The following is a 13,720-nucleotide window of genomic DNA, read 5'->3' as shown; positions in this document are numbered from 1 at the left end:
CAAGAGAAAATTACAAAATCATACTCAATTGAATTCTTTTCCTCTGTTCATCCACTTCCGTTACTCTTACCTGAACATGTTGATGCAACTTCACCACTTCATTCACATCAGAAACAAAACCATCTTTCAGCTGAGAAATATGAACCAGTCCGCTTTCTTTAATTCCTAAGTCTACAAAACATCCGAAAGCGGTAATGTTGTTAACAATTCCGGGAAGGATCATTCCTGTTTTTAAGTCGGTAATCTTTTTTACATTTGGATCAAATTCAAAAACTTTGGCAGCTTTTCTTGGGTCTAGTCCAGGTTTTTCCAATTCTTTCAAGATATCTTTAATACTTAAAATTCCGATGGTTTCGGTTATATACTTTTCAGGTTGAATTAGATTGATTTTCTCTTTGTTGGCAATTAAATCATTGGTTTTTATGCCTAAATCTTTTGCCATTTTCTCAACAATTCCATATGCTTCGGGATGAACTGCCGAGTTGTCTAAAGGATTTTCTCCGTTGGTAATTCTGATAAAGGCTGCAGCCTGTTGATAGGCTTTTTCACCCAATCTTGGAACTTTTTTCAATTGTTTTCTGTTTTCAAAAGCTCCGTTTTCAGCGCGGTAATTCACTATATTTTCGGCCATCTTTTCACCGATTCCCGAAACGTAGCTTAAAAGTGATTTGCTAGCGGTATTTAAATTAATTCCGACTGAATTTACGCATTTCATAACGGTAGAATCCAGCTCATTTTTCAGCTGGGTTTGATCGACATCATGTTGATATTGTCCGACACCGATGGATTTTGCATCAATTTTAACCAACTCAGCCAATGGATCCGAAAGTCGTCTCCCGATAGAAACCGCACCACGAACAGTCACATCAAAACTCGGAAATTCATCTCTTGCAATTTTACTTGCAGAATACACCGACGCTCCGGCTTCAGAAACCACAAAAACCTGCAAAGGCTTATCAAAAGCAATTTTTTTTATGAAAAATTCGGTCTCGCGACTTGCTGTACCGTTACCGATAGAAATTGCCTGGATGTTGTAAGCATTCACCATCGATCGGATTTTCTTCATCGCCATTCCGCTTTCGTTTTGCGGAGCATGAGGATAAATGGTTTCGTTGTGCAGCAAATCTCCTTTTTCGTCAAGACAAACTACCTTACAACCACTTTTAAAACCCGGATCAATCGCCAGAATTCTTTTTTCTCCCAAAGGTGGTGCGAGTAAAAGTTGACTTAAGTTTTCAGAGAATATTTCGATGGCTTTCTTATCGGCTTTTTCCTTTGCTTCCTGTAAAGTTTCGTTGGAGATAGCGGGTTCGAGAAGTCTTTTGTAGGAATCTTTTATGGCTAAAATGATTTGCTCTGAACTTTCATTTTTAGATTTAATAATAGCATTTTCAATAAAATCTAAGGCTTCATCTTTATCAATTCCGATGTTTGTTTTTACGAAACCTTCGGCTTCTGCTCTGAGCATTGCCAAAAGTCTGTGAGAGGGTGTTCGGTTCAGACTTTCTTCCCACTCAAAATATTGTGAAAATTTCTGTGCGTCTTCTTCGTCTTTTTTAGCCTTTACAACTTTTGAGGTAATTAATGCTTTACGTTGAAAAAGGCGACGCAGATTTTTACGGACATACATATTTTCGTTAATCCATTCTGCCATGATGTCTCTTGCGCCCTGCAAAGCATCTTCTTCAGAAGAAACCTGATCATTTAAATATTTAGAAGCTAAAAACTGAATATCCTGAGCTTTCTGACTCATGATAATTTTTGCTAAAGGTTCAAGTCCTTTTTCTTTTGCAGCATCTGCCTTCGTTTTTTTTCTTTTTTTGAAGGGTAGATATAAATCTTCCAACTCTTGAATATCAAAACTGGCTTCAATTTTCTGTTTCAATTCAGGATGTAAGGCATTTTGTTCCTCAATCGATTTCAAAATGCTTTCTTTTCGTTTTATGAGCTCTTCAAACTGTTTATTGAGTTTAAATATTTGTTCAATCTGAATTTCATCTAAATTTCCGGTTGCATCTTTTCGGTAGCGGGAAATAAACGGAATGGTGCAGTCTTCAGACAATAATTTTAAAGTAGCATTGATGCTTTTAGCGGATATATTTAATTCTTTGTTTACAAATTCTGTTATGGTCATGCGGCATTTTTAGAATGGCTAAAATACTGACTTTTTTCAGATCATTTTAATAGGAATTTGTAATAAATTTTTGAATTATGGATTTTATATGTAGAAAATAGTAATTATTGTTTGAATATGAAATAGGCTGATTTCGTGTTTAATTTTTAATTATAACTTGTGTTAGTTTTAATTTCTGTAATCATATTGTCTTTTTAAATAAAAAAACTATATTTGTTATTCAAACCAAAATATTTTATGCCTATGAGGAAAAACTCTACTTATTCTATCTATTTTATCATTTCAAATTTTAATCTTTTTTTGAGAAAAAGATACACTCACAATTTTATTAACTTACCAAATTCCGATTATATGAACAGACTTTTAATGGTTCTGGGACTTTTGCTGTGTATACAGATAAATGTCTCGGCGCAAACGTGTAATGCGGTTCCCGTACCGTTTTTACAATCATTTAGTACGGGAGCAGTGCCCACTTGCTGGACCAATCAAAATCCTACAACAACATCTACGAACGTTAATGTAAAATGGAAATTTTCTGGCTCAGCGGGTTATGGAGCTACAGGAAACGGTGGAAAACCCGCAGGAACTTTTGCCTGGGTGGATGCAAGTGCTCCTTACGAGGATGAAAATAATGTAGAATTAATAAGTCCTCAGATTAATCTTACAGGACTTACGAACCCATATGTGAAATTTGAGTGGTTTAAAAATCACCTTACTTCAGCAACAGGAACCGTTCCTGCTTTTGAGCATAATGTATTAAAGCTTGCTGTAAATAACGGGAGTGGATGGGTTCAGATCTGGACAGACAATAGCAACAGTTCTGAATGGAGAACTGTAGGTATTCCTTTGGCAGCGAGTTATATCGGCGCAACAATTCAGCTTAAATTTACTGTTGATAAAGATGTTGCTGACAATGGAAATTTCTATGATGATGTTTTGCTGGATGAAGTACAGGTAATTCAGGCTCCAACGTGTTTTGTGCCTTTGGTTTCTCCGGCAACTAATATTGCACCAACTTCGGCAACGCTTAACTGGTCGCCTCCTCTTTCACCAGCTCCTGCACCGGCAGGTGGTTATGAATATTATTATAGTACGACCAACACGCCTCCGACTGCGGCAACTGTCGGTACTATTATACCGGGAACTTCAGCAAATATTTCGCCTTTAGTATCTGGAACTACTTATTACTGGTGGGTACGTTCCGTATGTTCTGCTTCAGATAAATCTCAGTGGGTGGAAGGTGACAGCTTTATACCGGGACAAATTGGAGGTGGAACAGCAACGCACGGATTTTTACCGGTATATTCATGCTCGGGATATAATTATTCTCAGATGATTTATACTAATGCTGAAATTGCAGGTGCCGTAGGAACGAATAATTTAATTACTTCCATTAGATATTTTGTATCAAGTACAGCAGCTACTCAGGCAAATTATAATCAATGGGTAGTGTATATGGGGAATACTTCTCAGACTGATTTTGCCACCACAACAAGCTGGATTCCTGCAGGATCTTTAACTCAGGTTTACTCCGGGACTTTGCCTGCAATGACGGCCGGAACATGGGTGGAAATTCCGCTTTCAACACCTTTCCTTTGGGATGGGACGAGTAATGTAGTGATTGCTGTAGATGAAAATACACCGGGAACATCTTGTACCGCAAACTGGGGCAGTTATTCTGCGGGAGCAAACAGAGGAATGATTTATTATAATACGACAACAAATCCGGATCCTCTTAATCCTCCTACTGCTACAAGCAGATATGCGGTATTGCCGCGTCTTCAACTTGTAGGAACTGTACTTCCTCCGTGTACAAATGTACCTCCTTCAAATATTACGGTAAATAATATTACGGCTACTTCAGCTTCGGTAACATGGACGGCGTCTCAGAATGCAACTTATGTCGTAAGGTACAGAGTATTGCCTTCGGGAACATGGCAAACCATTAATGTAACAACCCCTTTTACGAATAATATTTCTCTTCCGGGGCTTACAGAGCAAACACAATACGAAGTAGAAATTGCGACAATATGTGGAACACAGGGAGTATTTTCTCCGCCAGTTACTTTCACCACACCAGCGCTTACTTATTGTAGTTCGGGAACTGCAACGGTTACCAATGGTTTTATTAATAATGTGACTATGATAGGAACCAACGTTCCGATGACAAGTAATAATTCTGGAGCGAGTACCTATACGGATTATTCCAATGATCCTACCAAAACCATTACACTTCTTAGAAACTCAGTTAATAATACACTTTCTGTAGGAAGAACAATTGCATCGAGTACTTATACAACGTACGCATGGATTGATTTTAACGGAGACGGTATTTTTAACAATAATCCTTCTACTACACCTGGTGGAGAGAGAATAATGGGTATGGGGCTTTCAAACACAACTCCTGTCACAGGAAATTTTGATGTTCCTGCAAACGCTTATGTTGGAACAAGTAAAATAAAAATGCGTGTTATTGTGTACTGGGTAACTCCTGCGGATGCATGTGCAAACCTTACGAGTAACGGAGAAGTTGAGGATTATCAAATTAAATTTATTGATCTTCAGCCATGTACTACGAATCCTCCAACAAACATTGCGGTGAGTAATATGACACATACTTCAGCCTATGTTTCGTGGATGCCAACTGCAAATGCGACCTATGTTATCAGATGGAGAGAAGGAACTACAGGAGCGTGGTTACCAAGTGCAGCAGGATTAACACTTCCTGTAGGACAAAGTTTTTATACAATACCAAATCTTACTGAACAAACTGCTTATCAGGTACAGATCGCTACAATATGCGGAGGTAATCAGGGTGCTTTTTCTCCATCACTTAATTTTACAACGCCACCTGTTACTTATTGTAGTATGATAGGTACCGGAACTAATGACTACATATCAAATGTTACGGTAACTCCGGTAAACTTTCCGGTGATGACTAATACGACTTTGCAGGATAACTATACAAATTATACGACAGCTGCAACATTGATCAATTTAGAAATAGGATCAATAGGAAATCAGCTTTCTGTTTCTAAAGGATGGGTAGGAACTACATTTGGAGATGCGGTACATGCCTGGATTGACTGGAACAGAGATGGTATATTTACTGATTCAGAAAGAATCATGAGTACTGCTTCTAATACTTTAAGTCCCGTTACATTATCGTTCGATGTTCCGGCAACCGGAGTATATACCGGGCCAAATACGACGACCATGAGAGTAGTGCTGAAAAGAGGAAGTGCTCCGGTAATGTGTGTAGATCCGGTAAATGGTGAAGTGGAGGATTATGCTGTGAAACTTAGACCGTGCAGCAATGATACTCCGGCTACACCAACATTTAATACGATAACCCATAATTCAGCGATTATTAATTGGGTTTCTGCTACTAATAATACTGCATTTGTTTTAGAATACAGACCTGTGACAAACCCAGCTTCTGCATGGACTACACTGAATGTTTCCACTTTAGCAGGTAATCCGCCTGTACCGGTGAATGCACTCACTCCGGCTACTACATATGAAGTAAGAGTAGCTGCAACTTGTGGAGCCGGCGGAATTGGAATTTTTACTCCAACTACTACCTTTACAACAAGATGTGATCCGACTCCGCCAAACGTGACGGTAACCAACATTACATCAAATTCTGCATTGGTAACCTGGAATCCGATTGTACCGAATGCAACCTATGTTTTACAGTGGCGTGAGCAAGGAACTATACTTTGGAATACTCCTGCATTACCGCCGCCGCCAATTAATACTTATACGATTCCGAATCTTGATTCTTATAAAACATACGAAGTTGTAGTAGCAAGTATCTGTAATGGTGAAACTACACCAAACCCCTGGTCAAATACTCAGGTATTTACAACAGAAAGAGTGTGTGAAGTTCCTCCTCCAGGATTTACAATTACTCAGCTGAACCCTACAAGCGTTGAAGTTGTGTGGGATCCGTTCCCGGGTGCAACGTATATTTTAAGATACAGAAAAGTTGGGATTCCGAGCTGGACAAATATTTCGGTAAATACAAATACGTACACCATTACAGGATTATTAGAAGTCACCAAGTATGAAATGCAGGTAGCTAATATTTGTAACGGTGAACCGGGAAATTTCACACCATTGTATTATTTCGTAACTCCTACAGTAATATATTGTCCTATGCAGTCTGCAAATTCTGCTAATGAATTTATTTCAAAAGTTACTGCTAAGCCAACCGGTAAGCCTGAAATGATCAATGAATCCACAGGAACTACTTATTCTGACTTTACGGGAGATCCTAAGAAATTTATTGAAATGGTTCAAGGCTCTGCAGGAAATCAGATTATTATTGATAAAAACCTGAGTTCAGGAGGAAAAGCTGGTGTAGCTGTCTGGATAGATTTCGATAGAAACGGAACTTTCGATCTTGATGAGAGAATTCTGGCAGACGGGCCGAATACAAATGCAACTGCAAGTGCAGTATTTAATGTACCTTCTGATGCATTTATCAGCATGACAGATCATAAATATGTGGTTATGAGAGTGGCAATGGCAAAAGATGCAATTCCTGTAAACTGTATTAGTTTTGCTGATGGGGAAGTAGAGGATTATACCGTTAGAATTTCAAAAGTTCCGGCACCAAATTCATTAGATCAGACTTCTATAATGATTTATCCGAATCCTGTAAAATCGATACTGAATGTAAAGAATATCAGTGAAAAGGCGAGCTATAAAATTTACAGTGCAGCTGGAAGATTAATTTCAAGCGGATTTATTGTTAACAATAAAATTGACGTAAGTGTACTCATTAGTGGAGTTTATATTATTGATATAGAAGATGTAAAAGGAAAAGTACAGAAGAAGTTTATCAAAGAAGAATAATCAAACAATTCATAATTTAACAAAAAGAGCTCTCAGAAATGGGAGCTTTTTGATTGATAGAACGTTTTGAATTCCAACCCCAAATATTGATAGGTATATTGTATTCGAAATATTTTTTTAATTAAAAATGCCCCGCAGATAGGCGAGGCGCTAAATGTTTTCACAACGGAATAATCCTTATTGTGAATTGCTTTCGGTTACAAATCTATAAATTATTTTTTTAAACGTTTTATGGTTTTCCGTAAAATAATTATTTTTTTTCTCTTTATTTTTATGCTTTATCAAAACTAAAATAGCTATGACTAAAAATATACTTGGATTAGACTTAGGCACGAACTCTATTGGTTGGGCATTAATAGAAGTTGACGAAAACAATACCCCTATTCGCATTATTGCAATGGGCTCTAGAATAATTCCATTATCCACCAGTGATAAAGAAGAATTTCAAAGAGGTTTGTCAATTACAAAGAATCAAAGCAGAACGGTAAGCCGTACTCAGAGAAAAGGATATGACAGAAAGCAACTAAAGAAAAGTGATTTAAAAAAAATCCTAAATAAATACAATATTTTTCCATCGGAGGAATTATTAAAGCTCCCAATGCTCGATTTGTGGAAGCTTAGAAGTGATTCAGCTAATCCTAATGAAAATATTTCTGCTGAACAATTAGGGCGTATTTTATATATGCTTAATCAGAAAAGAGGTTATAAATCTGCAAGAAGTGAAGCCAATGCTGATAAAAAAGATACCGACTATGTTCAGGCCGTAAAAGGTCGTTATGCTCAGTTGAAAGAGAGAAATCAAACTATTGGACAGTATTTTTATGAAGAATTATACAATGCAAACACAAACAATTCTTATTTCAGAATCAAAGAAGAAGTTTATCCACGAGAAGCTTATACAGAAGAGTTTGATACTATCATTAATGCTCAAAAAAATAAACACGATTTTCTTACGGATGAAGTTGTTCATCAATTAAGGAATGAAATTATTTATTTTCAAAGAAAACTAAAATCTCAAAAAGGGTTAGTCAGTATTTGTGAATTTGAAGGTTTTGAGAAAACTGTTTTCGATAAAGAAAAAAATAAAGATAAAGTGGTTTTTGTAGGACCGAAAGTTGCGCCGAAAACTTCTCCTTTATTTCAGCTCTGTCGGATTTGGGAAGTTGTCAACACGATTAGTTTAAAAATAAAAAATCCAGAAGGAAGCAAATATAAGTGGGGCGAAAAAATTCCCAATTTAAAGGAGAAACAAATATTAGCAGATTATTTATTTAAAAATGATAGTTTAAGTTTTACTAAGCTTCTTGAAATTTTAGACTTAAATAAAAATGATGTTTATGTGAATAAGCAAATCCTAAAAGGCATTAAAGGAAATGAAACTTTTTCAACTCTTCATACGGTTTTAGGTGATAATGAACTTTTGAATTTTGATGTTTCCATTATTCCATCAAATCATACTTCAATGTTGGTCGATAAAAAGACTGGAGAAATTCTGGAAGAAAGAGCTGGTTTAGAGTTGGATGCTTCATTGGAGAAAGAACCTTTGTATCAATTGTGGCACACCATTTATTCTCTAAAAGATTTGGATGAATGTAAAAATGCTTTAATCAAAAGGTTTGGTTTTGATGATGAAACTGCTGAAAAGTTATCTCACATTGATTTTAATAAACAGGCTTTCGGGAATAAATCAAACAAATCGATGCGGAAAATTCTGCCTTTTCTGATGGAAGGCTATGATTATTCCCAATCCTGTAGTTTGGCTGGTTACAATCATTCTAATTCGTTGACGAAGGATGAAAGAGAACAACAAATTACTTTAGATAGATTAGAACTTCTTTCTAAAAATAGTTTGAGACAACCTATTGTCGAGAAAATTCTGAATCAGATGATTAATGTGGTCAACGCAATCCTTGAACAATATGGAAAACTATCTGAAATAAGAGTCGAGCTTGCACGAGAACTTAAACAAAGTAAAGACGAACGAAATGATGCCGATTTGCAAAATTCAAAAAATAAAAAACTCAATGAGGAAATTGGAAAACGATTAGCTGAACTGGGATTACCTGTAACCAAGCGATATATTCAGAAATATAAATTCATTTTCCCGTCGCTTAGCAAAAATCTGAAAGATGCTCACGTCAATAATCAATGTATTTATTGTGGTGAAACATTTAATTTAACAGAAGCTTTGAGCGGCGATGCTTTTGATGTTGACCACATAGTGCCGAAAGCTCTGTTATTTGATGATTCTCAAACCAATAAAGTTTTGGTTCACAGAAAATGTAATTCAACAAAAACCAATCAAACTGCGTACGATTATATTGGTACAAAAGGAGAGGAGCAAGTTAGGGTATATTCTGAGCGAATAGATGATTGGTTCAAAAGAGGAATTATTTCTTACAGTAAAATGCAAAGGTTAAAAGTTTCGCACAAAGAATATTTGGAAAGGAAAAAACTAGGAAAAGAAACAGAGACCGATAAAAAACTTTGGGAAAACTTTATCGACAGACAATTGAGAGATACTCAATATATTTCTCGAAAGGCAAGAGAAATTTTACAGAAAGTATGCAATAATGTGACAACAACAGAAGGTGGAGTTACTGCAAAACTTCGTAATCTTTGGGGGTGGGACGATGTCTTGATGAATCTGCAAATGCCTAAATACAAAGAATTAGGACAAACCGTAATCAAAGAATGGACAAGCGAACACGGAAAAAGAAAGCACCAAAAAGAAGAAATAGAAAACTGGACAAAAAGAGATGACCACCGCCATCACGCCATTGATGCTTTAGTTGTTGCTTGTACAAAGCAAGGTTTTATTCAACGGATAAATACTTTGAATTCTAGTGATACTAAAGATTTGATGCAAAGAGAAATTAAAGAAGCAAAAAAACTCTTAGGAGAAAATTATAACGAAAAAGAATTTGAAAATGATAATGAGTTTGTTAAAAATCACAAAGAAAGACTATCTCAATTAGATGATTATTTGCGTTTGCAGAAACCTGTTAAATTCGATACAAAGTATGTGGAGCAAGAGGCTGACAAGGTTTTAGTTTCTTTTAAAGCAGGTAAAAAAGTTGCGACAATAACTAAATTTAAAGCTACCGGAAAAAATAAAGACACTGGAGTAATTGTTCCAAGAGGAGCATTGCACGAAGCTGGACTTTATGGTATAAGAACGATATATTCTAAAGGAGGAATTGCAGAGAAACATATTATTAAAAAATATAAAGTAGGGGTTTCTGCACAAGACCACATATTTACAGGAAAAGAAACTTATTCAGTAAAAAAAGATAAAAATGGGAATGAAAAAGTTGATGATAAAATAAAAATAGTTTTAGACAGTATAGTAGATAACAAAGTTAAAGAAGTAGTTCTTAATAGACTAAATAGAGGATTTAATAATGAGGAAGATTACAGAATAGATGTCAAAAAAGCATTAAATAATTTTAAAAATCTTGATGAAGACCCATTGTGGTATAATGAAAGTAAAGGAATAAAAATTTTGTCAATAAAATTAAAAACAGGTTTGAAAGATTCGGTAGTACCACTTCGTTTGAATGAAAAAAATGAAGTTATAACATTGGTAAAAACAGGTAATAATCATCATATTGCAATATACGAAGATAACGACGGAAAACTTATACAGTATAGTTGTACATTTTGGCACGCTGTAGAAAGGAAAAAATATAATATTCCTACTGTCATCAAAAACTCATCGGAAGTTTGGAATCAAGTATTAGACAAAAAACTTCCAGAATCATTTTTGAATAGATTACCTGCTGATAAGCTCAATTTAAAATTCAGTATGCAACAAAATGAAATGTTTATTCTTGGTTTATTAGAAGAAGAATTTGATAAAGCAATAAAAGATAATGATAAATCTTTATTGAGTAAATACTTGTATTTAGTTTGGAGTATTGCAGAAGGAGATTATTGGTTTAGACATCATTTGGAAACAAAAAATACAGAGTTAAAGAAAACCAATGGTGCAAAAGAAAGCAAAAGATACTTTAGATTAAGCACAAAAGGACTTATTGATTTAAACCCTGTAAAAGTTAGGTTAAATCATTTAGGAGAAATCACTAAAATAGGAGAATATTAATTATGATTACCCGCTCCATCTACATCGGCAATCCCGCTTATCTCAAACTCAAAGACGAGCAAATGTGCATTATGGAACCTTCCTCAAACGAGATGAAAGGAAAGGTTCCTGTGGAAGATTTGGGTTTGCTGATGTTAGATCATTTTCAGATTACCATTTCACATCAGCTCATTCAAAAAATGATGGGAAATAATGTGGTTGTGGTCAGTTGTGACAATCATCATTTGCCACACGGAATGATGTTACCGCTTTATGGCCATACTGAACATTCTGATAGGGTAAAAGATCAATTGGAAGCCAGTGAACCTTTGAAAAAACAACTTTGGAAACAAACCATCGAATGCAAAATTGAAAATCAGAAAGAATTATTAAGAAGATTAGGAAACTATTATGAACCGATGATTGATTATCAAAACAACGTTAAAAGTGGAGATATTACCAATATGGAAGGTATTGCAGCCCAACATTACTGGAAATACCTCATCAGCCTCGATTTTCTGAGACAGCGTTTTGGAGATTCACCCAATCAGTTTTTTAATTTCGGTTACTCCGTTCTCAGAAGTATTGTAGCGAGAGCAATTGTTGAGACAGGATTGCTTCCAGTACTCGGAATTTTCCATAAAAATAAATACAATCCTTATTGTCTCGCAGATGATTTGATGGAACCCTATCGACCATTTGTAGATTTGTTGGTAATGGATTGGCTGACAAAGAATCCAAATATTGAGGAACTGACGAAAGAATTCAAATCACACATTCTACAAATCGCAACAAAAGATGTATTGATAGAAAGTAAAACAAGACCATTGTTGGTAGCCGTAAAAACAACTGCTACTTCGCTTTATAAATGTTACACAGGAGAAAAACGACTGATTTCTTATCCAGAGCTGATATGAACGCCGAAAGGTTTAATGCGTACCGAATTATGTGGGTTTTAGTATTATATGATTTGCCGACAGAAACTAAAGCCAATATGAAAGATGCCAACCGCTTTCGTAAATCTTTGTTGGATGATGGTTTTACTTTATTTCAGTTTTCAATGTATGTTCGGCATTGTCCAAGCCGTGAAAATGCTGAGGTTCATATTAAAAGAGTCAAGTTTATGCTTCCTAAAGCGGGTAAAGTTGCCATTATGTGCATTACGGATAAGCAGTTTGGGGATATTGAAATTTTCTTTGCCAGGAATAAAGAAGAACCACCACCGACCTTCCAACAACTTGAATTATTCTAAATTTTGAATCCTAAATAAATAAAAAATCCGTTGATAATCAACGGATTAAATTTTGAGGTTGTGTAATATCTCAAAGATACTCAAAAATGAAAGCAATTCACAACTCGCCAGAATTCATAGAGTGTAACCCAAGAGTTGTGTAATATCTCAAAGATACTCAAAAATGAAAGCAATTCACAACTGGATGGCTTGACGAAATATCTAATGAATTGTTGTGTAATATCTCAAAGATACTCAAAAATGAAAGCAATTCACAACTGTGCATCCAAAATACTTTTATTATATAAAGTTGTGTAATATCTCAAAGATACTCAAAAATGAAAGCAATTCACAACTAGAGAAAAGAATTGGCAAGTTATATGCAAGTTGTGTAATATCTCAAAGATACTCAAAAATGAAAGCAATTCACAACTATCTCGTTAATGTCTTCTATATCTGTTTCGTTGTGTAATATCTCAAAGATACTCAAAAATGAAAGCAATTCACAACTGGATGAAGAAAATTTATATATGCAAATTTGTTGTGTAATATCTCAAAGATACTCAAAAATGAAAGCAATTCACAACTAATTTTTTCGATAACTCGTCTTGCTTGGTGTTGTGTAATATCTCAAAGATACTCAAAAATGAAAGCAATTCACAACTATGTATGCTGATGGTAATTCAATACTATTGTTGTGTAATATCTCAAAGATACTCAAAAATGAAAGCAATTCACAACAGTATTCATAGCGTACCATGGAGATTGAATGTTGTGTAATATCTCAAAGATACTCAAAAATGAAAGCAATTCACAACTAGCATGAAAAGTTTAAGCACAAAAATATTGTTGTGTAATATCTCAAAGATACTCAAAAATGAAAGCAATTCACAACTGAAAAACATAAAGAATTTAGATTAAAAATGTTGTGTAATATCTCAAAGATACTCAAAAATGAAAGCAATTCACAACGGTTTACTTAAACTTTCAAATTTACTTATAGTTGTGTAATATCTCAAAGATACTCAAAAATGAAAGCAATTCACAACAATCCAAAATCAAGGTATATTATCCGCTGAGTTGTGTAATATCTCAAAGATACTCAAAAATGAAAGCAATTCACAACGGTTTACTTAAACTTTCAAATTTACTTATAGTTGTGTAATATCTCAAAGATACTCAAAAATGAAAGCAATTCACAACAATATAGAGTCATCTGTTCCGTTAGCTATGGTTGTGTAATATCTCAAAGATACTCAAAAATGAAAGCAATTCACAACTGTCAACAAGGAGTTGAATTAACACTGGTGGTTGTGTAATATCTCAAAGATACTCAAAAATGAAAGCAATTCACAACTTGATCCTAGCAGACATATAGACAACGGGTGTTGTGTAATATCTCAAAGAT

5 protein-coding genes and 1 CRISPR repeat array (1 of these 6 running past the window's edge) are annotated in these 13,720 nt (G+C 35.0%); of the genes, 4 read left to right on the top strand and 1 reads right to left on the bottom strand.

Annotation, left to right across the window (positions count from 1 at the left end; all coding sequences use genetic code 11):
• Positions 1 to 10 precede the first annotated feature (10 nt).
• A complete protein-coding gene (locus BM371_RS12850; protein WP_034678334.1) occupies positions 11 to 2,134 on the bottom strand; it encodes a Tex family protein in 2,124 nt (707 codons plus the stop codon).
• A gap of 351 nt (positions 2,135 to 2,485) precedes the next feature.
• On the opposite strand from BM371_RS12850, the gene BM371_RS12845 reads away from it, so the two are divergent.
• The 4 genes from BM371_RS12845 to cas2 all read left to right on the top strand — a co-directional run bounded on the left by BM371_RS12845 (position 2,486) and on the right by cas2 (position 12,333).
• Positions 2,486 to 6,997 carry a fibronectin type III domain-containing protein gene (locus BM371_RS12845; RefSeq protein ID WP_165571792.1) on the top strand — a complete coding sequence of 1,504 codons (4,512 nt, stop codon included), beginning with the start codon at positions 2,486 to 2,488 and terminating at the stop codon, positions 6,995 to 6,997.
• A 298-nt stretch (positions 6,998 to 7,295) separates the two neighbouring features.
• Positions 7,296 to 11,102: a type II CRISPR RNA-guided endonuclease Cas9 gene (gene cas9, locus BM371_RS12840; RefSeq protein WP_034678332.1), complete on the top strand. Its 3,807-nt coding sequence runs from the start codon at positions 7,296 to 7,298 to the stop codon at positions 11,100 to 11,102.
• A 2-nt stretch (positions 11,103 to 11,104) separates the two neighbouring features.
• Complete coding sequence (gene cas1, locus BM371_RS12835; protein WP_034678331.1) at positions 11,105 to 11,998, top strand: type II CRISPR-associated endonuclease Cas1; 894 nt, start codon at positions 11,105 to 11,107, stop codon at positions 11,996 to 11,998.
• On the top strand, positions 11,995 to 12,333 hold the full coding sequence (gene cas2 / locus BM371_RS12830) for a CRISPR-associated endonuclease Cas2 (protein WP_034678328.1): 339 nt from the start codon (positions 11,995 to 11,997) through the stop codon (positions 12,331 to 12,333). The genes cas1 and cas2 overlap by 4 nt, the downstream gene beginning before the upstream one ends.
• A 57-nt stretch (positions 12,334 to 12,390) precedes the next feature.
• Positions 12,391 to 13,720: direct repeats of the CRISPR family, unit length 48 nt; unit sequence GTTGTGTAATATCTCAAAGATACTCAAAAATGAAAGCAATTCACAACT (it continues 1,875 nt past the right edge of the window).

It is taken from the genome of Chryseobacterium formosense, from assembly GCF_900116415.1.
In the GTDB taxonomy this organism is placed as follows: Bacteria; Bacteroidota; Bacteroidia; order Flavobacteriales; family Weeksellaceae; genus Chryseobacterium; species Chryseobacterium formosense.
The sequence above is the reverse complement of the archived record's forward strand: the minus strand, read 5'-3'. Positions and strand labels throughout refer to the sequence as shown.

Excerpts from the sequence above, each read along its gene's own strand:
- cas2 (WP_034678328.1), top strand. The coding sequence starts at position 11,995 with ATGAACGCCGAAAGGTTTAATGCGTACCGAATTATGTGGGTTTTAGTA.
- BM371_RS12845 (WP_165571792.1), top strand. The coding sequence starts at position 2,486 with ATGAACAGACTTTTAATGGTTCTGGGACTTTTGCTGTGTATACAGATA.
- BM371_RS12850 (WP_034678334.1), bottom strand. The coding sequence starts at position 2,134 with ATGACCATAACAGAATTTGTAAACAAAGAATTAAATATATCCGCTAAA.
- cas9 (WP_034678332.1), top strand. The coding sequence starts at position 7,296 with ATGACTAAAAATATACTTGGATTAGACTTAGGCACGAACTCTATTGGT.
- cas1 (WP_034678331.1), top strand. The coding sequence starts at position 11,105 with ATGATTACCCGCTCCATCTACATCGGCAATCCCGCTTATCTCAAACTC.